The organism is Variovorax glucosi, from assembly GCF_051216695.1.
Taxonomy (GTDB): domain Bacteria; phylum Pseudomonadota; class Gammaproteobacteria; order Burkholderiales; family Burkholderiaceae_C; genus Variovorax.
This window is the reverse complement of record NZ_JBPJZE010000002.1, coordinates 145,917-167,616: the sequence shown is the minus strand read 5'-3', so window position 1 is coordinate 167,616 and position 21,700 is coordinate 145,917. Positions and strand designations below refer to the sequence as shown.

Below are 21,700 nucleotides of genomic sequence, written 5' to 3'. Positions count from 1 at the left end.
ACACCATGCTCAACATCTGGGGCCGGATCAGCTCCATCAACGTCCGCAAGGTGGTCTGGTGTGCGCAGGAGCTCGGGCTCGATTTCCAGCGCACCGAAGCCGGCGGCCGGTTCGGCCTGGTGCAGACACCGGAATACCTGGCGCTGAATCCGAACGGGATGGTGCCGGTCATCGACGACGGCGAAGGCGCGGCCAGGGTCACGCTGTGGGAATCGAACGTGATCGTGCGCTACCTCTGCGCCCGGCATTCCACCGAATCTCTCGATGCGCTCTATCCGCTCGCACTGCCGGCGCGCTTCCAAGCCGAGCAGTGGATGGACTGGCAGCAGACGACACTGAACCGCGCGAGCGGCGGCGCGTTCATCCAGTGGATCCGCACCGCTGTCGAAGACCGCAACGATGCCGTCATCGCGCAATCCGTGAACGCCACCGAGCCGCTGTTTGCGCTGCTTGACGCGCACCTTGCGGAACGGCGCTTCATGCTAGGCGAAAACTTCAGCATGGCCGACATTCCGGTCGGTTGCGAGGCGCACCGCTGGTTCGGCCTGCCGCCGACCGCCTACATACGGCCGGTGTGGCCGCACGTCGAACGCTGGTTCTCCGAACTCAAGGCACGCCAGGCAGCCCGCGGCGTGCTCGATCTCCCTCTCGAATGAAACAATCCCGCCCCTTCCAGCAGGTCGACGTATTCACCGCGGTGCCCTACCGCGGCAATCCGCTCGCAGTCGTGCTCGACGGCGAAGGTCTCGACACCTCCGCCATGCAGCGCTTTGCGCAATGGACGAACCTCTCGGAAACCACCTTCCTGCTGCCGCCGACCGATCCGGCTGCGGACTACCGCATGCGCATCTTCACGCCCGGTTGCGAACTTCCGTTCGCCGGCCATCCCACGCTCGGTTCGTGCCATGCGTGGCTGCGAGCCGGCGGAAAGCCGAAGTCGCCGGGCCGTGTGATGCAACAGTGCGAAGCCGGACTGGTGCCGATTCGCCGCGACGGCGAACGCCTCGCGTTCGCGGCGCCGGCCATGCAGCGTAGCGGTCCGAGTCCGAGCCTGCTGGCGCGCGTCGCCGCAGCGCTCAAGCTGCAGGCGCGCCAGGTGCTGGCGGCGCAGTCGCTCGACAACGGCACCGTATGGCTGGGCCTTTTGCTGGACGATGTCGATACCGTGCTGGCGCTGGCGCCGGACCACCGTGCGCTCAAGGCGCTGGGATACAAGATCGGCGTGGCTGCCATTCCGTCGGCACCTGCCACGACGGCATTGATCGGCCGATCCAACCGCGAGGCACGGGCGTTCGCGGGAGGCACACGGACGGCTTCGGAAGCTGCAGTGGGCCTCGAGGTCCGCGCATTCGCATCGTGCGTCGGGGTGGAGGAAGACCCGGTCACCGGCAGCCTCAACGCCAGCCTGGCCCAGTGGCTGACCAAAGACGGCCACCTGTCGGCAGATTACGTCGCCGGCCAGGGCCAGTGCCTCGGCCGCGACGGCCGCGTGCATGTCTCGCGCGACACCGAAGGTCAGGTCTGGGTCGGCGGCGACGTCGTGACCTGCATCGACGGCCACGTCGCGCTCTGACACACCGGATGCCATTGCGATGAACGCCCGCGTCGACCACCTCGTCATCGCTGCGCGCACGCTGGACGAAGGTGTTCAATGGTGCGAGGCGACGCTCGGCGTGAAACCGTGGCCGGGCGGCGCGCATGCATCGATGGGCACCCACAACCGGCTGCTGTCCATCGCGAGCCCCGCTTTTCCGCAAGCCTATCTGGAGATCATCGCCATCGACTCGGTCGCGCGACCCACGCGTGCCGCGCCACTCAGGCGCTGGTTCGATCTCGACGACCAGATCCTGCAGGCGTCGCTGGCGCACCACGGTCCGCACCTGATCCACTTCGTCGCCGCTGTGCCCGATCTCCATGCCGCCGTGACCGCGCTGGCTGGCGATCCGCTGCGCATCGACCGCGGCCATGTAGTCCACGCCTTTCGCGAACTGCCCGAGGCGTCTGGCGGTGGCCGCATCGAGTGGCAGATCGCCGTTCGCGACGACGGCCAACGCCTGTTCTACGGCGCATTGCCGACGCTCATCCAGTGGGGTTTACGCCATCCGGCGGACGATCTGCCGGATGACGGACTCGCGCTACTGGCGCTCGAAGCTTCGCATCCCCGCATCGAAACCCTGCGCGCGGCGCTGGACGCGATCGCGTTCGATGCGATGTCTTTGCGCCAGGGTGCGCCGGACCTTGTGGCCACCTTGCGGACGCCGCGTGGCGTAGTCACGCTGGGTTCGCGCATCACGTCGTACACGTAGAAAAGTCAGCGCAATTTCCGCAGTTTTTTTCGGCAGCCTCGCGCTTCGTACGCGAAGCGCCGCTGTTCGCCAACGGTTTTCAGGGAGTCGTCCGCAATGAAGTTCAGTCGTGAAGAAATCGAGGCTGCGCAACGCGTGGTCTATGCCGCCATGCCGCCCACGCCGCAGTACGCCTGGTCGCAGCTGAGCGCGCGGCTGGGCTGCAAGCTGTGGGCCAAGCATGAGAACCATACGCCGCTCGGCGCATTCAAGGTGCGCGGCGGGCTGACCTACATGGATGCGTTGACGCATCGCCAGCCGGAAGTGCGCCATGTCATCGGCGCCACGCGCGGCAACCACGGCCAGTCGATCGGCTTCGCGGCGGCGCGCCACGGTCTCGACGCGACCATCGTCGTGCCGCGCTGCAACTCGATGGAGAAGAACGCCGCGATGCGCGCGCTCGGCGTGCATCTGATCGAACACGGCGAAGATTTCCAGGCGGCGCGCGAGCACGCCGCGATGCTCGGTAGCCGAGACGGCCTGCATCGCGTGCCTTCGTTCGCACGTGACCTGGTCGTGGGCGTGACAACGTACTGGGTCGAGTTCTTCGAGGCGCTGCAACGCGAGGACCGTGTGCCCGATGTGGTCTTCGTACCCATCGGCCTGGGCTCCGGATTTGCCGGCGCGGCTGCGGCACGGACGCACTGCAACGTTCGCACGAAGCTCGTCGGCGTGGTGTCCGCGCATGCCACCGCCTACCGGGACTCGTTCGTCGCGGGTCGCGTCGTGGCTTCGCCGGCCACCACGCTGCTCGCCGACGGAATGGCCTGCAGCACGCCCGACCCCGAAGCGCTGGAGGTGGTGCGCCGCGAAGCCGACGACGTGATCGCCGTGACGGACAACGAAGTCGCCGACGCCATGCGGGCCCTGTTCGCCGACACCCACAACGTGGCCGAAGGCGCCGGCGCCGCGTCGCTCGCCGCCGCCATGCAGCAGCGCGAACGCTGGCACGGCAAGTCGGTGGGCATCACCGTCAGCGGCGGGAATGTCGATGCTTCGATGTTCGCCGACGTGCTGAAGGCGAAGGGCTGAGGCGAACTACCAGCGCGCCTTGACGCCGACCGAGCCTTGCACGGCGCTGCGCACGCGGGCTTCGCCGCCGGTCGCATACAGCCGGCCGACTTCGCCGTAGACGCTCCAGGTGCGTCCGATCGCCAGCGTGAAGCCGCCAGCCAGTTCGGCCGAACTGCCGCCGGTGCGGGTCGAGATATCGGTCGATGCGGCCGGGCCGACGAAGCGGGCGATGTCGGCGCCGCTGGAAGCGCGGTACAGGTTCACGCGGCCATAGGGCTGCAGCGTGCCGAGGGCGGTCGAGACTTCGCCCTTGACGCGCACGCCGACGCGAGCGATCCAGCCGTTGTCGCTGTTCTGCTGCACGCGCGCGCCGGAGATGATCACGTCGTCGAGATCGATGCGCTGGTGGATCAGCTGCACTTGCGGCTCGATCTTCCAGTTGGGCGACAGTGCGAACGACTTGCCTGCCTCGATCGAAGCCAGCAGGCTGTCGCCCTTCCCGCTCACACTCGCGTTGCCCAGCGGATGCACGCTGTACCGGTGGTCCCCGGCCTGCAGAACGGCGTCCGCATAGATGCCTGAGTCGCCCGTCCAGGTTGCGTAGCCGCCGACGTAGCGCGCACGCAGGTCGTTCCTGCCGACAGGCGCCCAGGTGCCGTTGGCGAATCCGCTGGCGTTCACATCGCCGTCGAGCTGGCCGACATAGACGCCGGCATGCCAGTTGGCATTGGCGAACAGATCGGTACCGGCCTGGAAGCCGGTGACGCGGCCCTTGCTCTCGGGCGCGACGGTGCCCTGCTGGCGTGCGTCGATACTGGTTGAGATCACGCGTCCCCAGGCCGTGCGCGTCGCTGCGCCGGCCGTGACCGACGCCATCCCTGCAGGGGTGTCGCCGATGCGCTGGTGGAGGTTGCCGAGCATGGCGAGATCGGCTTGGCGCAGTTGCTGGGGCAACGCCGCCATGAGCGGCACCTCGGTGCGGTAGTTCGGCACTGGAACCGCAGCGATTGCGGTGGGCGCGACCGGCGCAGCCGACACAGCCGACGCAGCTGTGGTGGCGGTCGCGCTGGCGATCGTGGTCGGTGCGACGGACGTCGTCGAAGAAAGGGATGTCGCCGGCGCAGCGGTTGTCGGAGAAGCCGGTGCCGGTGCTGGTGTCGCTGTCGTTGTCGTCCCTGCGGGATTCGCGGCCGGTGCGTCCGAACGCAGATACCAGCTTTCGCCAGCACTGCTCGCATCCGCAGCATGCAGCGTGTACGCATACGCACCCGCATCGACGTGACCGCCGGCCAGCGTGAATGCCGACTTGGTGGTCTGCGCAGTGGTCGTGGCGCCGTTGCGTGCGGCGACTACCTCGATGCCGTTGCCCGTGGTCAGCGCGCCGAGGCCGCCGATGTTGGTTATGCGCACAGTGGTGTTTCCGCTGGCGCTGGCCGACGCGCCATCGAGTACCAGTCGGTCCGACGGTCCGGTCGCGTTGAGCGTGGTGCCGAGCGCCAGCGTGCCGCCGCGACCGACATAGGCGCCGGTCACCGTCAGGTCTGCGCCGGGTCTTGCCGACAGCAGCGACACCGTGCCGCCGTTGTCCAGCGATGCGACGGTCTGGCTGTAGCCGGCGAGGTCCAGCGTCGCGCCGCGGGCCACCGTGTGCGCGGATGCCGCGCTCAGCGTGTCGACATGCGCCGTGCGCAGCGTGCCGCTGGCGACCGTCGTCGCGCCGGTGTAGCTGTTTGCGCCCGACAGGGTCAGCGTGCCGATTCCTGTCTTGACGATGCTGCCGCCGGCGCCGCCCGCCACGCCGCCATCCTGGATCGCGCCGCCGATGGCATTGTCGACATTCAGTCCGCCGAGCGTCAGCGTGCGAGCGCCGAGAAGCACATCGCCGTTGCCGTCGAGCGAGCCGATGGCCGTGCCGGTCGTGGCTTGCGAAACGTCGACGAAGCCGGCGTTGGCGACTGTCATGGCGGCAAGGGAGACGTTGTCGCCGACGCGCAGACCCGTCGAGCGAGTTGTCGTACCGACGGCGATGGCGACCAGACCGCTGCCCAGCGCGCCGGTGGCACGCATGTCGATGAAGCCCTGTTGCAGGTCGGTGCCCCCGGTGTAGCTGTTGGCGGTTACGAGTTCGAGCGCACCGGCACCGGACTTGGTGATGCGGCTGCCGCTGGCGCTTTCGCTGATCGCGCCAGACTGGCGCACGCCGAACGCATCGACGTTCAGCGTCGCGTTGCCGGTCAGCGTGATGGCATTCGAGATCTGGGTCGTGCTGCGGGTGTCGTAGTCGAGAGTGGTGCCGCCGGCCAGCGTCAGGCCGCCGGTTCCGAGCGCGCCGTCGTTCGCGACGCGCAAAGTGCCGCCTTCGACCGACGTTCCGCCGCTGTACGTGTTGGCGCCAGAGAGCGTGAATATTCCGGCGCCGTACTTCACCATGCGGCCGTCGGCCGCGATGCCTGGAATGCCGCTGTCGGCGATCGTGCCGCTGAAGTCGCCGGCACCGGTCCGCAGGGTGCTCGATCCGAGATTGATCGTGCCGCTGCCGAACAGGGCGCCAACAGTTTCGGTGAGGTTCGGCGCCATGAACAGAAGGCCAGGAAGTTGCAGACCGCCGATGGTGGGTCCGCTGACGCTGTCGATGGTCACCGTCGACGTGTTGGCGATCTGCTCGTTTTGGCCGATGACGATGGTCGAATTTCCCTGTCCCAGCAGGTCGCCGGCAATCGCCGTCGCGCCTTCGGTGCGCAGCAGGCCAAGGACCGTGCTGCCGCGGACCGTGGTCAGGCCGGTGTAGGTGTTGGAGCGGTTGCCGACGAAATCCAGGTCGCCCCAGTAGACGGTCGACGTCGGCGCCTCGATGGTCAAGCCCTGGTTGCCGGACACCACACCGCCGACGCGAAGCAGGTATGCAACCGACGACGGCGGCGCGAAGCGGATGGTCGCGTTCGTCTGGAGCGAAATGTTGCCGTTGAGCGTCAGGCCGCGCTGCGGTGCGAGGTCTGTTTCGAGCGGGTCGACACTGAAATTGCCGTTGACCACGATGTCGTTGGCCAGCGTCACGCCGCCGCGCAGCGTGCCACCGTTGATCGTCAGAGCGCCGGTTCCTAGCGACCCGTTGGAAGTCGCTTCGAGCGAACCGCCATTCAACAAGGTTCCACCGCTGAAGGTATTGACCACTGCAGCGCCCGAAACCGGGCTCGATGGGTTGGGGGTTCCGAGAACCAGCGCGCCCGCTCCATTCTTTGCGATGCCGCCGGCACCCGAAATCACACCGGCCTGTGCCGCTTGCGCAGTCGCACCGGAGATGTTGAGCGTGGTGGTGCCCGCTGAGGTCACGACCCCCGCTGTTCTCACTTCGCCATCGGCGTAGTCGATCGTCTGGGCGCCGGCACTCAACGCACCGATGGCCGCCACGATCGCAACCAGCGCTGTCCTGGCAGCACCGCTTCGACCGCGATCGATCTCCGAAACGGCCACCCAGGAACCCAGAGCGTGGTTCCAGACGCTGCGATAAGACTTGTTCATGTGAGTACCTCAAAAAGTGTCTTGGACGCCTTTCTTTGGTGCACAGCACCCGGCGTGATACGAAAGGATTACATACATTCGTACACACTGAGTACTTTGAGTTTCACTTTTGTAAGCATTTTGGTGCATTCGTAAAATTCATCATCTTTAGCGCTATGAAAAAGATAGCGCCAATTTCGGTGATGAAAGTGCGATCGCGTTGGCGTTGGCGATGGGTTTGCGATGCAGGCCTTGCAACTCCTAACAATGGTTAAGCGGCTCTTCGTGAGCGCGAGTGACGCACCTAAGCTTTGTGCCTACACGATGTGAAACGAGTCTTTCGCATCAGCGCAAAGAATCACATTGAGACTCACGATGGCATTCTCGAAACGAACTTTTCAAGGCACGCGACACCGGAACGCAGGCTTCACCATTGTCGAAATGGCGGTCGTGCTGGTCATCATCGGAGTGATCCTCGGCGCTGTAATGATCGGTAAGGACGCGCAGCGCAACGCTGAGTACCTCCGCATTCGTCAGACGTTCGTGAACCAGTGGGCTGTGGTCTACAACAGCTACGTGCAACGCACCGGCGTGCCGATCGGCGACAACACGCGGGCCCCGCGACTTGTCGTCAATGGGAAGAACTTTGCAAAGTCCGCCGGTGACCTCAGCGGCGTAACCGAGCCTCCGGCCATCTGCGAGGGCAATGCCGGGCCGCAGATGAAACGCGGCATGCAGGCCGGCGCGAGCCTTCGCACGCTGGTGCTCGAAGCCGGAATCGAGCTTCCTGCAGGGCGCGGCGCCGGCATGGAAGACCGCTACATCTATCTCGACACCAACGGAAATCCTCAGGAACTGCAGGTCTGCTTCCAGTGGAATCGGCCAGGAACCCTGTCGGGCACCGGCAACATGATGGTCATCACCGGACTGACGCCAGACCTAGCCCGATCGCTCGCATCGGCAATCAAGGGAAACGCGGATGCTTCGAGTGGCGCCTTCCGGCAAGAAGGGGTCGTTGCAGGCGCAGCCTCGGGATCGACCGGGGTGGATGGCGGACTCGACTGGATCGGCAACAACTCACTCGGATTCAGCGGCAAGACTGCCGATCGCGAAGCGCAGGTAATGACCGTCGTCGCTAACTACAAGATGAACCAGTAGCGGTCTGCGCTCATGACCACTCCGCATACCCGCACACCCGCATTCCCCTTGGCGCCCAACCGCGGCATACGGAAGATTTCGGCTTTCCTGCAAACCCGCACGGCTTTGCTGTCTTCTTTCTGTCTTCTGGTAGTTGCCTCACTGGTTCTCGTCGGATCGCAGGTCGCTCTGGTCAAACAGCGGGGCTTGGCGTCTCAGATCCAGACAGCTTGGCAGGCGGCCAGACAGATCGAACTGGCCAAGGCCATTCAGACGCGGCGGCGCGAGGCAATCGACACATTGATGAAAGAAGCCGAGAAGACCGGCCTTGTGGCAAGTGCATGGGACGAACGCCGCTTCAGTATCCGGCAATCGTCGATGGCGCGAAAAGCAGCCAATCGATTGCTGGGAGAGATCGCTCGTTCGCGCGGACGCGTCTTTGCAGCCGAACAGTTCGAGCTGTCCGTCAAGGAACCTCAGGACGGTCTTTTCACACCGCCCGCGTCCTCCGAATCCGAACTTGTCCTGTCATTGCGCGGGAGCCTGTTGTACCGAGCCAAGGCGGCATCGAAATGATCATCTATGCAACAGGTGAAAAATGGCTTGCCCTGAAGAAGACGGAAGCTCGCCACATCGAGCGTTTCCCCGTCCTGAACTCGCCCGCCACCGTGGTTTGGCAACCCTCGAACTCCGCTGTCGGCATTGCATCGTTCGAGGGTGACGCGCGCCATGCGGCCGTTCTGGTGGAACGTCGGCTTCGCACCGAAGGCACGATCGAAGCCGAAACGAAGATTTTCATTCACCACGTCGAACGGGTCAGCCGCACCTATCAGGCGCTCTACAGTTCGGCGTCGCTCGACGAGTGGCACCGGATGCAGGGCTGGGCGAGTGCCCAACCCGGACATTGCGCCTGGACAACGCTGTGCGCCCTTGCGTGGTCGCGCGTCGACGCACAGACCGCTGTCGTGCTGCATGTCGACAACGCATTCGTTTTCATGGGCAGGACCGGGCTGCGTATCGTTCAGGCCAATACCCTGGCTTTCGGCATCGACGAGGACAGCGTCGCCTATGCCACACGCGCACTCGGTGACCGCATCCGTGCGCAATGGTCGCCAACGGCAGCGGGAGCCGCCGCAGCGCTGCCCACCGTCGAATGGATTTCCGCAAGCGAAACCTGCTCGGCAGAAAACTACGCCGGAATGATGCGTGCCTTTGCCGACGCCAGCGGACTTCAGGTGGTGTCGACCGATGCCTTGCTCGCGCTGGCGGTGGACGACGGCAGCGAGGCGGCTGTCGAAACCATGACGCGAACCGCACTGCCTCGAATCGCGTCCCGCCCGCCGATCGGTCTGCTTCTCAATACGCAGCGCGAACGGGTACTGCTTGCGGCTGAACGCCATCGCACGACCGCGATGGCTGCCGCTTTGCTGGTGACCTGCGTTTTCCTGGGGTTCGCCGTACAGAAGAGCCTCGAGCTACGTCGCATTGCAGCAGCAAACCAGGCGCTCCAGCAACGCATCGCTGCCGCCAATCGTCCGGAACCGACACCCGCCGACGACACAGGCGATGCGGCCTACCGAGAGCAATTGACCTTCATCGAGACAGTCGCGCGCCTGCAGGCGGGGCTCGATGTCAATGAGGTTCTGATGGCGCTCAAGTCTGCCGCCGGCGCCGACATTCGCATCCTTTCGGTTCGCGCAGAGGAACCCACGCCTGAGCGCGAAACGCAGCCGCGCGGCATCCTCGTCGATGGCGTGATCCAGGACACCCGAAGCAATCAGGACAGCGCGACTCTGTCATCGTTCGTACGCTCGCTTGCCGTGCTCGGCTACACGGCAGAACCGTTCGAGTCTCGCGCGGCGGCTGCTGCTTCCGCGGTTTCGAGCCAACTCTTCACCTACCGGCTCATTCACAAGGAAGAGCGTGCTCGCTCGGGAACCAAGCCATGAAACTCGGCTTCGCTCCAAAGTACAACGGGCTGGCGTTTGCCCTGGCTGTCGCAGGTTTCACAGTGATCGCCATTGCTGCCGTCACGTGGGTGCCACGGTGGTTGCCGATGGTTTTGCAACCCAGGGAACCGGCCTCGAGCACCCTGGATCCCGAAACGATCCGTATCGAACGCGCTGCAGAAAATTTGCGTCAGGCGGCTCTCTTCGAACGGATGCAGCGATCGGGTCGTGGAGAAGGAAGCGATTCGATCCTGACACTTTATTCACCGTCCACCACCGCTGCGGCCGCGACCGAGTCGAAGCCGTTCGACGCTTCGACGCTAAACGTCGTGATCGTGGAAACCGCGCGCGGCCGTACGGCCACGATCGACGGCGCAGTCGTTCGCATCGGCGAGCGCACATCAGGTGGCGGCATCGTCAGAGCGATCGATCGGACAGGTGTGGTCATCGAAGACGGCGCCGGTGCAAAACGCAGTGTCGACATACGTGACAAGTTCGTAGGCCAGGACGCCCCAGTCGTTCTGCCAACGCCGGCAAAAACCGCATCTTCCAATCCAGCCGTCGTCAAATGAAACGCCTTGTCGTCCTTGTCCTGTCGATGGCACTGCTCGCTGCGGTCGTCTTCCTCGTCCTGCGAGAACCTCCAGGCACCGTCGCCTCTGCCGTCAGCGCTGAACGAGTCGCATCGGAAACCAGTGCCCGAGTCGTGCTGCCGCCGGCCGTGCCGCCGCAAACCGGCACCCAGACGCCCGCTTGGCTGATGCCAAAGTCACGCGCGGCCGCAACAGGGCCGACAACGCCTGCATCTAGCGACAGTACCGGTGCCGCCACCAGTGCCAGTGCCAGTGCCAGTGCCAGTGCCAGGATCGCGCGCCTGAACGCCATCGTGGAAAAGCTGAATCGGCTGCAAGGTCAGCCAACCATCGACGCAAAGGAAGTTGGCGCCGCCATCGCGGAGCTGGAAAAGATCAATGGATCGCCCGTCATGAGCGGGGTGCGACTGGACGTGCTCCAAGAGAATCTCCTGGTTGCCGATCAGATGCAGGCAACTCAAAAAGAGTTGCAGACGCTAGATCGCGCGCCAGTCGCAAACGCCTCCGAACGGGCCGCGCTTGTGCAATCCAAGATGTCCGAACTCGCGGCGCTTCGTTTGCGCATTCGCCACGACGTCATGCAGTCACCCGCAGCTGGTGTGTCCCCATGATGCGCGCAAAGCAGGCCGGCTCCATGCTGATCGAGATCGCGGCATCGATCGCCGTGCTGGGTCTGTTGGCAGCGACTTCGTTTGGTGTTCTGCGCGACGTCAATCAGGTCAGGCAGGGTCGCGCAGCGGCAGCGCTGGCCAGTCAGGCAAAGCAGCTCACGCTGGAATTTGCGATGGCACACGGCAGGTTTCCATGTCCGGACCTGACCGGGAGCGGCATAGAGGGAGATGCGGCTGGCGACTGCCTGTTGGCGCAGAGTTTCGGACTGCTGCCGACCCGGACGCTAGGCATGGACGGCGTCTCGGCGCAGTCCGCGAATCGCGTGTTGCGCTATGGAATCTCGCGCATCGCCCCAGACGCCGATCTGGGCGCTACAGCGACCGCAGGCGATCCCGATCCAGCCACGCGCTTATTGACACGAGCGGAGCGCGCTGCCGCATACGCCACATCGACGTCTTCATCGTCAGTGTCGACCGGACAGCCATATGTGCCAAAACCAGATGCACAGGGCCTGGCGATGAATTGCCTGGTACCCGGAGACAGCCCTGCCTTTGTCATCTCGGTGGGCGCCCCGGAAGACCTCGGGACCGCAGCCTGTTTTCCCATCCCCAATCCAGAGCGCAGCGCATCGACCTCCATGGGTCGACATGAACTGGTCGGATGGGTCCGATCGAAATTTCGCGCCGTGAACTGAACCGAATGACTACGCCCTCCATCCATCGATCGTCAGCGCGACCGTTGACGCTTGCGACCGTCAGTCTCGCGGTGGTTCTCAGCAGCTGTGGCGCGCTACCGAAATTTTCTTCCGTCGGGCAATTGATCAAGCCGATGCCGGCCAGGCAGGCGGCGATCCAGACCAGCATTGCCGACGGTTCGCGCGAACTTTCCAACGCACGGACGGGGCTGCTTGAAGGACTCGAACGCCGGGCACCCATTCCGGTCCTGGAGGAGATCGTTCCCGACGACAGCCCGATGAACCGCAAGCGCATCGGCATCAGCATGCAGAACGCACGCATCGGGCAATTGCTCTGGATCCTTTCGACCGAATACAAGATCAGCCTGGCGGTCGACCCGGCCGTGCTTGAAATGCCCCAGGTGGCAAGCCTGCATCTGCAACAGGTTACGGGCCGTGAGGCGCTGGCACACATCCTTCGCGTTTTCGATGTTCATGGCAGCCTCGGCAAGGACAACGTACTTGTCGTGCACATGGACGAAGAGCGCGTTTTCGACCTGAGCATGCTGATCGGCCGCAGCACGCTGGAACTCAACGGCGGCGGAGATGTGTTCGGAAGCGGAAAGGACGGCGGCAGCGGACTGAAAAGCAGCCTGACGATCAAGAGCGATCTCGGTGACAAGGGCGACGGCTTCGAGTACATCGCAAAGTCTGTCGAAGCGATCGTCGGGGGCACAGCCGCGGGATCCGCCGCTCCTGCCGACGGACGCGAGAAACCGCGTACATCGATCAACAGGGCGAGCGGAACGCTCTACGTACGGGCACGCCCATCGGTCGTGCAGTCGATCGAGAAGGTTGTTTTCCAGGAATCGTCCTTCCGGCAGAAGCAGATCCAGATCGACGCGCAACTGATCGACGTGCAGCTCAACGACGCGTCGGAGTTCGGTATCGACTGGAACGTATTCGGCAGTCGCATCATGGCGAGCGCAGGTGTCAGGGGCATCGGGATCGGGTCCGGCCAGACCACCACCGCAGCCAGCCTGTTGCCCAATGGCCGCACGGTGACCATTCCGGCCCAGACGATAGGAAGTTCCACCGGCGCGACGGCAGGCGGCATCGGCTATCGCTCGAACCATTTCTCCATCGCGCTGAATGCGCTCAAGTCTTTCGGCGCCGTGCGCGTGCTTTCGAACCCGAGCGTGCTGGTACGCAACGGAACGCCGGCTTATCTCAGCGTGGGCAACAGCATCCGTTATGTGCAGAAGATCATCAGCACGGTCAACAACACCAATTCCGCATCGACGACATCGGTGGACGTCATCACCGATTCGGTATTTTCGGGCGTTGTCGTCGGCGTCAGCGCTGTCGTCAAGAAGAACGGCATGATCGAGCTCTTCATCCATCCGAGCCAGACGCAGGTCAGCGAAGCGAGCCTTGCGCTGGTGGACGTCGGTGCAGGCAACCGCGTGACCTTGCCCGTCGTCAGCACGAAGGGGATTGCAACCACGCTGAACATTCAGGACGGCGACACGGTCGTGATCGGCGGATTGATCGACCAGCAAAGGGGCGGCACAGGCGGCGCAGTGCCTGGTCTGTCGGATATTCCGACCGTGGGAAAACTGTTCACATCGGACAAATCCCTGGACAACGCCCGCGAACTGGTGGTCGTGCTGCGTGCGCGGGCGATGTGATGGCTGACCGTGATCAGCGTGACACCGGTGACGCCGGTACCGCCGGCAGTCTTGCGGACGTGCTTGCCGGCAAGCTGCTCGGCGCCGGCCTGCTCGACGCGGTGCAACTCGAATATGCGCGACAGAAGCACGCGGTGCACGGCGAGCCGCTCTGGCGCATCGTCATCAGCGAAGGACTTGCGGGCGAGAAGGAAGTGGTCGCCCTGCTGAGCAGCGTGCTGCAGATCGAATTCTTCGACGCCGATCTGATCGACTATCCCGACCAGGAAGTGCTGTCGCTGTTCAACAAGGAGCAGTGTCTCACGTCGAATTTTCTGCCACTGGGTTTCGAGGATCGCGATCTGCTGGTGCTGTTGGGCGATGCCATGCCCGACGATGTCGCGCAGTTGGTAATGCGACGACTCGGCGTGCGCTGCCGTTTTAGGCTCGCACCTTTTTCCCAGGTGGCGCGGCTGATCCGCAACGCCTACTACTTTGCGAAGAATCCGCCGGAAAAATTGCTTGCACAGGAAGTGACGCTGCTGGCTTCCGACCGCGATCACGCTTTCACGCCCGAACATCTGCTGAGCCATCTGCTGCATCTCGCGATGCGCGAGCGCGCCACCGACATCCACATCACTTCCGGCATCGCAAGCCTTCACGTCCTGTTTCGCATCGACGGGGTGCTGCAGCCGATCCGCGCGTTACCGCTGTCGCTCGGCCGATTGATCGGCTTCATCAAGATCACGGCCGAGATGGACATCTCGGAAGCGCGACGGCCTCAGGATGGCAGCTTCCGTGCCGTCGTACTGGACGACCCGCTGACCGTGCGGGTCTCGACCATCGTCACAGAGCATGGCGAGCGCATGGTGATGCGCCTGCTTCCGGAAGCACACGAGATCAAGGACCTGGCTGCGCTGGGCTTCTTTCCGGAAGATGTCGAACTGGTCGCCGCCGCAATGGCGAACCCGGCCGGCCTCATCCTCATCACCGGCCCGACGGGCTCCGGAAAGAGCAGCACGCTGCACGCCGGCCTGCGCATGCAGCATCTGATCGAGCGCAACGTGCTCACCGTGGAGGATCCCCTCGAGTACCGGGTGCCGATGGCCGGACAGACGGAGGTCAACCGCAAGGCCGGCTACGACTTCGGAACCGCGCTGCGCCATTTCCTCCGACACGATCCGGACGTGATCCTCGTCGGGGAAATGCGCGATGCGGAAACCGCGCAAGCCGCAGTCGACGCAGCGGCGACGGGCCATCTGGTGCTGTCGACACTGCACGTGACGAGCGTCTTCGGCGTCGTGCCGCGGCTCACGCCCCTGGGACTGGTACCGCAGGTCATCGCCGAGAACCTGAAGCTCGTCATCAACCAGCGGCTGGTGCGCCGGTTGTGCAGCCATTGCGCCGAACCTGTCGCATTCACGCTTTCCGAATGCATTTGGCTCGGTGTCGAAGAGGGAACGCTCGGTCAACGCAACAGGGGCTGCAAGCGCTGCCGCCTGACCGGCTTCCATGGCCGCCTGCCCCTCTACGAACTGCTCATCATCGACGACCGTCTGGCGAATGCCATCGCAGATTCGGCGGGCCGGGAGGCGATCCGGACGCTGGCCGCCGACCAAGGTTTCGAGACGATTGTGAAAGTCGCCAAGCGAAGAGTGAAGCTGGGCCAGACCACGGCCGACGAAGTGCTGCGCGTCATCGGCGAAGGACCTGCGAAATGAGTGTTCTCTCATGAGCGCCTTCTACTACTACCAGCTGTTGATGCCGACCGGACGGGCAAAGACCGGCATCGCCGCGATCTCGGTCGAGATGGATGCATCGGCACGGCTCTGGCTGGAAAAGAATCACGACGGCATCGTTCTGCAGCTTTATCGACTTCCGGCGTGGGCATCCGACGTGCTCCAGGCAGGCCGACGACTGTTCCGCGGCGCCATCAAACCCGCGGAGCTTGCCGGGCTGCTGCGCGATCTGGCTGTGATGACCTCGAGCGGTATCCCGATCTTCGAGGCTGTGAAGGCGATTGCCGAAGACGAAGGCTCCGAGTCCGGCAGGCGAGTCGAGAGGGTATGCACGCAGCTGCTCGAGGACCTGAATGCAGGCAGCGCCTTGAGCATTGCTTTCGGACGCCAGCCCGATATCTTCCCGGACACCATACGCAGCCTGGCCGAGATCGGCGATGCGACCGGCACCATGCACCAGATGCTGATGGAGTCGGCGCGCCATCTCGACCGCATCATTTCGCTCAAGGCCGACGCGCGGCAGGCCATGATCTATCCGATCTTTTCTTTCCTCGCCATCTTCGGCGCCGGCGGGTTCTGGATCGCATATGTGCTGCCGAAGCTGGTCGGACTCTTCAAGCAGATGAACGCCAAGCTTCCGCCGCTGACGGTGGCGGTGATGGCGTTCTCCGAGTGGATGAACGCGCACTGGCTGCTGGTCGCGATGGCGCTGGCAACTCTTTCCATCCTGAGCGGAATGGCGTGGCGCAACAGCCTCGTCCTGCGACGGCGGACGATGCAGCTGCTGCACCGGACACCCGTTGCGCGCACCTTGCTGGTTTCGTCGGGCCTCGCCTTTTTCGCCGAGTATCTGTCGCTGCTGATCCGCTCGGGACTGGACGTGATCTCGAGCCTCGGCATCCTGGAACGGTCGCTGCAGAACCTCTATTACAAGGAACGTGTCGCACGCATTCGCCAGTTCGTCGAGCGTGGCGACCGAATCTCCTTCGCAATGCGGCAGGTCGGTGGCTTCCCTTCCATGATGGTCCGGATGATTGCGGTCGGCGAGGAGTCCGGCACGCTGGACCGACAGCTGACCTATCTGTCCGACGAGTACTCGGCCCGCCTGAAACGCACCGTCGGCATGCTGGCCGAAATCATCAAGCCCGTGATCGTCGTCATTGCGGGGGCCGTGTTCCTGCTGCTGATCGTCGCTTTGCTGCTGCCGGTCTACGACCTCGTCAGGCAGACGATGTCTGCCGCACGCTGACGGATGTCGACCCGATACCTACAAGAGCCAAGGAGAACAATGATGGAAGTTCGGCGAAAAGGCGCCATTGCGGCACGGCAACGTGGCGCCGCAGCGCTTGTGCTGGCGGCGATGATGGTGATCTTCACTGGCACGCTGGTGGCAACTTATTACCTGGGCAGCCGTAGCGCATCTTCAATCGCGCGTTTCGAGCAGGTCGAGTCGTTGCGTTGGGCGCAGGAGTCGATCACGGGCTTCGCAGCAGCCAACGGCCGACTTCCGTGTCCGGCTAGTTCTCCCGATGGCACCGAGAACTGCACGTCCGGTTTCGCCAAGGGATGGCTGCCGACAGCCGCCATCGAGCAGTTCGGAAGCACGCCGGGTGCACGCGGTCGCATGCCGTTGCGCTATCTGGCTTACCGCGGTGTCGGCGCCGGATCCGACCCCGATCTGGCAACCCTCGACGACGCCTACCAGCCCGCGCTCGCAGCCACGGTCGCAGCGCCGGCTGCATACCCTTCACTGATCAGCAGCGTCGACCTGTGCGGCAAATTGCGTGCTGCAGCGCTTCCGCACGGCAGCAGCCGATGGCAGACAGGCGGCCCACCTACCGGCGCTACGGCAAGGCCGGCGCGTGCGAATGTCCCGGTCACCAACAGCGGCGGCAGCATCATGAACGTCGCCTACGGGCTGGCTGCATCGCCGATAGGCACAGCGAAGTCAGACTCGGGCCTGAATGCCGACATCGCGCCGCAACTCGAAAGCCCGTACCGCGCCGTCGACAACGCCTATCGGGACGTCGTCCGGGTGGTCGACTTCGCCGCGCTCTCCGACGCTCTTTCCTGCTCGGCGGTCATGGCATCGCTCGACACGCTGTCGACAGCGGCGACCTGGACGGCGGCGGCCGTGGGTGCAAGAGAAGGTGCGATCAAGGGCAGCCAGGCGCTGATAGACATCGAATCGGTGGCCGTCCCTTCGGCTGCTGTGGGTGTCGTGTCGGCCCAGCTGGATGTAAAGAACGCCATCGCGAAAGCTGTGGAGAGCGTCGCGACAGTGGCGCAAAATTTTCCCGGCCTGCCGGACCCTGTCAGTGTCGTGGCCGTCGCTTCCGGCAATGCCGGCATAGTGACATCGGCCGAGACGTTGCGGCTCGCGGAGATCGACCGCATCAGGGCGGTCGCCGGAGCAATGACGGAAGCTGGCTACATGCTCGCCTATATAGCCGCAAAAAAGACGGCTGAAGACTCCTACGTCTGGAACGGTTCTGCTTCCATCCTTGCCATTGCAGATCGCCAGGGGGTTTCTCCGTGAACACCAGGCGAATTCGCGAACCGCGAGGAGAGCGCGGCTGGTCGCTGCTGGAAACCGCCATCGCAACGACGCTGCTTGGCATCATGGTCGTCGCCGTCGTGACGACTGCCCGGAAAGCAACGGACGACGTCGAGATCCGACGTACCGTCAGCGAGACCGAGCGAGCCGAAAACGCGCTGCTCGGCTATACGAAAGCCAACTCCCAGTTGCCGGTGCCCGAGGACGCTGCGGCGAGTCCGTCGCGTCCGGGCTACCTCGAAGGCTGGCTACCCGTCACGGCGCTCGGCCTGCAGGGATTGTCGTCACGCATCCGCTATGTCGTCGCCCAGCCCCTGACCGTCAAGCCTCCCATCTATCGCGCCGATCCAGCGGACCTGGGAGCAGGTCTGATCGAGGTCCGGACGACCGTCAACGGACTGGACCTTTGCGCAGTACTGATGCGACGCGAGAAAGCCGGAGATTCGCTTCCCGGCGGCATGCGGATGGGTTACGCGCTTCAGCAGGCCATCAGCACCGAGAGCGGACAGCCGCTGGGCCTTGCGCAAAGCTGGCTCGGCGATACGTCATCGGGCGCCCTCCCACCAAATGTCAGGCTGGATACGCGCACACGGGGCTTCGGCGAATTCGCGGCCAGCATCGGCTGCTTCGCCAGATTTGCCGAACTGTCCCGCGATGTGCGATCGGTGGCCGTGGCCGTCGACATGCACAGGCTGGCCGATCAGGAGATCGCATTGCGCGATGTAAATCGCCTCATGGGTGGCGATTCCGCAAGAAACCTCGACTGGCGGATGGTGAACTGGAGCGTGGGCACGGCCAAACTGACCGTCGATCTCGGGATGGAGGCCGTCAGCGCGATCACCGCGTGGGAGACGACCGCAGCAGGCGCTGCAAACATGGTTGCATTGACGGGCGTCATCGCCTCGCTGGGCATGCTCCTGAAGCTGACAGGCGAAGGCATCGTCGCAGCCGAGAAATCCAACGCCGCAGGTGACGAAGCAATCACGGCAGCGAAAGCCTACAGGGACCAGATCCAGCAAGAAGTCGTTCGCCATGCGGCGCGAGCGAACGAACTGCAGAAGAAAGGACTGGACCAATGACGCATCTCTCCAGACGACGACAACGAGGTCTTTCCCTGGTGGAAGTGGCCATCGCCTCCGTGATTCTCGGCGCGTGCGGCGTGATGCTGTGGGCCGTGATCGATCGGCAGGCGAAGGTCACTCGCACCGATCAGTCGGCAACGCTGATCGACCGCGTGAACGACGCGATGCTGGCCTACGGCTATCTCCACGGCCGACTGCCGTGTCCTTCGCCACTGACCACGGGGAAGGAAAGCTGCGACGGCAAGGACATCGGCTTTCTGCCTTTCCTCACGCTTGGTCTGCCCGACGCCGCGGCAGGACGCATTCGCTACCAGGTGTCGATGGTGGCGCCATCGCCGGTGACCGGGAGTCCTTACCAGGTCGTGGTCGCACAGGAGTTCGGCGAGGCGAAGGACTTGGCAGCACAGGTCGTCCCTCTCGCAAGCGTGATGCCGGGTGGCCACGAGCCGTTGCTCGACCTGTGCGAGACACTCGGTACCGCGGCGGACGGCCGCAGGATGGCCTATGCACTGACGATGGATCCCGGAGGTGCCACGATGACGCCGACAAGCACTGCTGCGCCTGCCGCGCCTGCCACGCCGGTCACTGCAGAAGCGGTCGCGCACACGGTGGGACGTGCGCAGTTCGCAGCGCGACTTCACTGCAGCACCCTGTCAGTTGCGGGGCGCGCACAGTTCAACACTGCATTGGCCGCCGACACGATGGCGCGGGCGATGCGCGACGTCGTCGCGCAGTTCGGGCTGGTGAAGTTCACCTACGCGGCAGATACGGCACAGGGCGCAGTGTTCGCCAGCAACGCGGCCTATTCGCTTTATCGCGCGAGCACAAAAACGATGGCGGCTCAGGCAGCCGCGGAGGCATCCGTCGGCAAGGAGATCGCGGCCAGAAACCTGGCGGTGGTCAAAATGGTTCTGGCAGGCGCATACGTCGGAGCGACGGCATCCAACCTCGCCCGATTCGTGACAAATGAAGTGATCGCCGAATCGCGCGAGGGAACGCTCGACGACCTGCTTGTCGCCACGAACAAGACGGCAGCCGATCTCAAGGCGCGCGCAATTCTGGGAAACACCAGCGCCTTCTTCCTGGAAGACAAATGGCTACCGCCCGCACCATGACCAGCAGACCGACTGCAAAGATGCGACATCGCACAAAAGGCTTCACACTTGTCGAACTGTCGGTGGTGCTTGTCATCATCGCGGTCGTCGTCGGCGCAGTGACCTCCGGCAGCGACCTGCTGCGACAGGCATCCGGCCAACGAATCTTTTCCGAATTCGTGACCGGATGGCGCAATTCGTTTGGCACCTACACGACACAGGCGAAGGTCGTGCCGGGCGACAACCCGATCGCACCTACAAACAAGATTCACGGGCTCAGCGGCTCCGATGAACTGTGCAACGAAGCAAGCGACAAGACGCTGACGAACGTCATGCTTTCCCAAAGCATTCAGCCGCCGGAAGGGAGCGGTGTCGGCGAGGAAGATCGATACGTCTACGCCGACAGCAACGGATCGCCGCACGAACTGCGCATCTGCTTCACGACCGTTTCGTGGGCCGTGTCGGGCGCCACGTCGGGCGTCTTCGTCAAGGCAAGCCGGCACGTGATGCATCTGACCGGACTGACGACCGAGCTCGCCATGCAACTCGATGCACTGATCGACAGTCGCCTGGACGCCCGCTTCGGACGCTTCCGCCAAGCCAGCTTTGCAGACTCGCTCTCGGCGACGGGCATCGACTGGCCTCTGCCGAAGAGCGGTGCTGGCGAGGACAACATACCGGAGGTCGATGCCTACCTCGTGATGGATTGAAGACAGGGCGCCAGCACCGCTGGCAAGATCAACACGCATTGCCGGTCGTCCCAAAAACGCCGGTTCGGAACGCTATCTATGGTTATGGAAATCCTGCTGCAGCAGATCATCAACGGGCTGGTCCTGGGCAGCATGTATGCCCTGATCGCGCTGGGCTATACGATGGTGTACGGCATCATCAACCTGATCAACTTCGCCCACGGCGAGGTGCTGATGGTGGGGGCGCTCACCAGCTGGACCATCATCGGGCTCATGCAGGAGTCGATGCCCGGCATCCCCGGCTGGCTGATGCTCCTGATCGCGCTGATCATCGCCTGCGTGGTCGCGGCCAGCCTGAACTTCGTGATCGAGAAGGTCGCCTACCGGCCGCTTCGCAACAGCCCCAAGCTCGCGCCGCTCATCACCGCCATCGGCATGTCGATCCTGCTGCAGACGCTGGCCATGATCATCTGGCGTCCGACCAACAAGGCCTACCCCACGCTCCTGCCGAGCGAGTCGATCGTGGTCGCCGGAGCTTCCATCTCGCCCACCCAGATCATGATCCTGGTCGTCACCGCCATCTCCCTGGCGGTGCTGACCTGGCTGGTCAACTACACCAAGCTCGGGCGCGCCATGCGGGCGACGGCCGAGAACCCGCGCGTGGCGTCTCTCATGGGCATCCGCCCGGACATGGTCATCTCCGCCACCTTCATCATCGGTGCCGTGCTCGCGGCCATCGCCGGCGTCATGTATGCCAGCAACTACGGCATCGTCCAGCACGCCATGGGCTTCGGCCCGGGCCTGAAGGCGTTTACCGCAGCCGTCTTCGGCGGCATCGGCAACCTGGCCGGCGCGGTCGTCGGGGGCATCCTGCTGGGTCTGATCGAAGCCATCGGAGCGGGCTACCTGGGAGCGGCCACCGGCGGCATCCTCGGCAGCCAGCACAGCGACATCTTCGCCTTCGTCATCCTGATCCTGACGCTCACCGTGCGGCCCTCGGGCCTCCTGGGCGAGCGCGTGGCCGACCGTGCCTGAACGGGAGCACAAG

General features: G+C 64.1%; 19 protein-coding genes. 18 read left to right on the top strand and 1 reads right to left on the bottom strand.

The window, feature by feature from the left end:
• Positions 1–5: 5 nt before the first annotated feature.
• The 4 genes from ACSFA3_RS09155 to ACSFA3_RS09140 all read left to right on the top strand — a co-directional run bounded on the left by ACSFA3_RS09155 (position 6) and on the right by ACSFA3_RS09140 (position 3,377).
• Positions 6–656, top strand: a complete 651-nt coding sequence (locus tag ACSFA3_RS09155; protein ID WP_435505136.1) for a glutathione S-transferase family protein — start codon at positions 6–8, stop codon at positions 654–656.
• On the top strand, positions 653–1,573 hold the full coding sequence (locus tag ACSFA3_RS09150; RefSeq protein WP_435505135.1) for a PhzF family phenazine biosynthesis protein: 921 nt from the start codon (positions 653–655) through the stop codon (positions 1,571–1,573). The genes ACSFA3_RS09155 and ACSFA3_RS09150 overlap by 4 nt, the downstream gene beginning before the upstream one ends.
• 19 nt (positions 1,574–1,592) lie before the next feature.
• Positions 1,593–2,306, top strand: coding sequence for a VOC family protein (locus tag ACSFA3_RS09145; RefSeq protein ID WP_435505134.1), 714 nt, complete (start codon positions 1,593–1,595; stop codon positions 2,304–2,306).
• A 96-nt stretch (positions 2,307–2,402) separates the two neighbouring features.
• Positions 2,403–3,377, top strand: a complete 975-nt coding sequence (locus ACSFA3_RS09140; RefSeq protein ID WP_435505133.1) for a threonine dehydratase — start codon at positions 2,403–2,405, stop codon at positions 3,375–3,377.
• Between the two features lie 6 nt (positions 3,378–3,383).
• Here ACSFA3_RS09140 and ACSFA3_RS09135 read toward each other — a convergent pair whose 3' ends face one another.
• Positions 3,384–6,878: an autotransporter outer membrane beta-barrel domain-containing protein gene (locus tag ACSFA3_RS09135; protein WP_435505132.1), complete on the bottom strand. Its 3,495-nt coding sequence runs from the start codon at positions 6,876–6,878 to the stop codon at positions 3,384–3,386.
• A 354-nt stretch (positions 6,879–7,232) separates the two neighbouring features.
• Between ACSFA3_RS09135 and ACSFA3_RS09130 the strand changes: the two genes are divergently transcribed.
• The 14 genes from ACSFA3_RS09130 to ACSFA3_RS09065 all read left to right on the top strand — a co-directional run bounded on the left by ACSFA3_RS09130 (position 7,233) and on the right by ACSFA3_RS09065 (position 21,687).
• Positions 7,233–8,015, top strand: a complete 783-nt coding sequence (locus tag ACSFA3_RS09130) for a type II secretion system protein (RefSeq protein WP_435505131.1) — start codon at positions 7,233–7,235, stop codon at positions 8,013–8,015.
• Between the two features lie 48 nt (positions 8,016–8,063).
• Positions 8,064–8,570, top strand: coding sequence for a hypothetical protein (locus ACSFA3_RS09125; RefSeq protein WP_435505130.1), 507 nt, complete (start codon positions 8,064–8,066; stop codon positions 8,568–8,570).
• Positions 8,567–9,943 (top strand): hypothetical protein, encoded by a 1,377-nt coding sequence (locus ACSFA3_RS09120; RefSeq protein ID WP_435505129.1) that lies wholly within the window; start codon positions 8,567–8,569, stop codon positions 9,941–9,943. Before ACSFA3_RS09125 ends, ACSFA3_RS09120 begins: the two co-directional genes overlap by 4 nt.
• On the top strand, positions 9,940–10,515 hold the full coding sequence (locus tag ACSFA3_RS09115; RefSeq protein WP_435505128.1) for a hypothetical protein: 576 nt from the start codon (positions 9,940–9,942) through the stop codon (positions 10,513–10,515). The genes ACSFA3_RS09120 and ACSFA3_RS09115 overlap by 4 nt, the downstream gene beginning before the upstream one ends.
• Positions 10,512–11,147, top strand: coding sequence for a hypothetical protein (locus ACSFA3_RS09110; RefSeq protein ID WP_435505127.1), 636 nt, complete (start codon positions 10,512–10,514; stop codon positions 11,145–11,147). The genes ACSFA3_RS09115 and ACSFA3_RS09110 overlap by 4 nt, the downstream gene beginning before the upstream one ends.
• Complete coding sequence (locus ACSFA3_RS09105) at positions 11,144–11,842, top strand: hypothetical protein (RefSeq protein WP_435505126.1); 699 nt, start codon at positions 11,144–11,146, stop codon at positions 11,840–11,842. The genes ACSFA3_RS09110 and ACSFA3_RS09105 overlap by 4 nt, the downstream gene beginning before the upstream one ends.
• A 5-nt stretch (positions 11,843–11,847) precedes the next feature.
• Entirely contained in the window at positions 11,848–13,512 is a 1,665-nt protein-coding gene (mshL, locus tag ACSFA3_RS09100) for a pilus (MSHA type) biogenesis protein MshL (protein ID WP_435505125.1), read from the top strand.
• Complete coding sequence (locus tag ACSFA3_RS09095) at positions 13,512–15,212, top strand: GspE/PulE family protein (RefSeq protein WP_435505124.1); 1,701 nt, start codon at positions 13,512–13,514, stop codon at positions 15,210–15,212. Before mshL ends, ACSFA3_RS09095 begins: the two co-directional genes overlap by 1 nt.
• Positions 15,213–15,222: 10 nt before the next feature.
• Positions 15,223–16,479, top strand: a complete 1,257-nt coding sequence (locus ACSFA3_RS09090; protein WP_435505123.1) for a type II secretion system F family protein — start codon at positions 15,223–15,225, stop codon at positions 16,477–16,479.
• A 42-nt stretch (positions 16,480–16,521) separates the two neighbouring features.
• On the top strand, positions 16,522–17,769 hold the full coding sequence (locus tag ACSFA3_RS09085) for a hypothetical protein (RefSeq protein ID WP_435505122.1): 1,248 nt from the start codon (positions 16,522–16,524) through the stop codon (positions 17,767–17,769).
• Positions 17,766–18,866 carry a type II secretion system protein gene (locus tag ACSFA3_RS09080; RefSeq protein ID WP_435505121.1) on the top strand — a complete coding sequence of 367 codons (1,101 nt, stop codon included), beginning with the start codon at positions 17,766–17,768 and terminating at the stop codon, positions 18,864–18,866. The genes ACSFA3_RS09085 and ACSFA3_RS09080 overlap by 4 nt, the downstream gene beginning before the upstream one ends.
• On the top strand, positions 18,863–19,984 hold the full coding sequence (locus tag ACSFA3_RS09075) for a type II secretion system protein (protein ID WP_435505120.1): 1,122 nt from the start codon (positions 18,863–18,865) through the stop codon (positions 19,982–19,984). Before ACSFA3_RS09080 ends, ACSFA3_RS09075 begins: the two co-directional genes overlap by 4 nt.
• Complete coding sequence (locus tag ACSFA3_RS09070; RefSeq protein WP_435505119.1) at positions 19,963–20,673, top strand: prepilin-type N-terminal cleavage/methylation domain-containing protein; 711 nt, start codon at positions 19,963–19,965, stop codon at positions 20,671–20,673. Before ACSFA3_RS09075 ends, ACSFA3_RS09070 begins: the two co-directional genes overlap by 22 nt.
• An 84-nt stretch (positions 20,674–20,757) precedes the next feature.
• Positions 20,758–21,687, top strand: coding sequence for a branched-chain amino acid ABC transporter permease (locus ACSFA3_RS09065; RefSeq protein ID WP_435505661.1), 930 nt, complete (start codon positions 20,758–20,760; stop codon positions 21,685–21,687).
• Positions 21,688–21,700: the final 13 nt, after the last annotated feature.

Excerpts from the sequence above, each read along its gene's own strand:
- ACSFA3_RS09155 (WP_435505136.1), top strand. The coding sequence starts at position 6 with ATGCTCAACATCTGGGGCCGGATCAGCTCCATCAACGTCCGCAAGGTG.
- ACSFA3_RS09150 (WP_435505135.1), top strand. The coding sequence starts at position 653 with ATGAAACAATCCCGCCCCTTCCAGCAGGTCGACGTATTCACCGCGGTG.
- ACSFA3_RS09145 (WP_435505134.1), top strand. The coding sequence starts at position 1,593 with ATGAACGCCCGCGTCGACCACCTCGTCATCGCTGCGCGCACGCTGGAC.
- ACSFA3_RS09140 (WP_435505133.1), top strand. The coding sequence starts at position 2,403 with ATGAAGTTCAGTCGTGAAGAAATCGAGGCTGCGCAACGCGTGGTCTAT.
- ACSFA3_RS09135 (WP_435505132.1), bottom strand. The coding sequence starts at position 6,878 with ATGAACAAGTCTTATCGCAGCGTCTGGAACCACGCTCTGGGTTCCTGG.
- ACSFA3_RS09130 (WP_435505131.1), top strand. The coding sequence starts at position 7,233 with ATGGCATTCTCGAAACGAACTTTTCAAGGCACGCGACACCGGAACGCA.
- ACSFA3_RS09120 (WP_435505129.1), top strand. The coding sequence starts at position 8,567 with ATGATCATCTATGCAACAGGTGAAAAATGGCTTGCCCTGAAGAAGACG.
- ACSFA3_RS09115 (WP_435505128.1), top strand. The coding sequence starts at position 9,940 with ATGAAACTCGGCTTCGCTCCAAAGTACAACGGGCTGGCGTTTGCCCTG.
- ACSFA3_RS09110 (WP_435505127.1), top strand. The coding sequence starts at position 10,512 with ATGAAACGCCTTGTCGTCCTTGTCCTGTCGATGGCACTGCTCGCTGCG.
- ACSFA3_RS09105 (WP_435505126.1), top strand. The coding sequence starts at position 11,144 with ATGATGCGCGCAAAGCAGGCCGGCTCCATGCTGATCGAGATCGCGGCA.
- mshL (WP_435505125.1), top strand. The coding sequence starts at position 11,848 with ATGACTACGCCCTCCATCCATCGATCGTCAGCGCGACCGTTGACGCTT.
- ACSFA3_RS09095 (WP_435505124.1), top strand. The coding sequence starts at position 13,512 with ATGGCTGACCGTGATCAGCGTGACACCGGTGACGCCGGTACCGCCGGC.
- ACSFA3_RS09090 (WP_435505123.1), top strand. The coding sequence starts at position 15,223 with ATGAGCGCCTTCTACTACTACCAGCTGTTGATGCCGACCGGACGGGCA.
- ACSFA3_RS09085 (WP_435505122.1), top strand. The coding sequence starts at position 16,522 with ATGGAAGTTCGGCGAAAAGGCGCCATTGCGGCACGGCAACGTGGCGCC.
- ACSFA3_RS09075 (WP_435505120.1), top strand. The coding sequence starts at position 18,863 with ATGACGCATCTCTCCAGACGACGACAACGAGGTCTTTCCCTGGTGGAA.
- ACSFA3_RS09070 (WP_435505119.1), top strand. The coding sequence starts at position 19,963 with ATGGCTACCGCCCGCACCATGACCAGCAGACCGACTGCAAAGATGCGA.
- ACSFA3_RS09065 (WP_435505661.1), top strand. The coding sequence starts at position 20,758 with ATGGAAATCCTGCTGCAGCAGATCATCAACGGGCTGGTCCTGGGCAGC.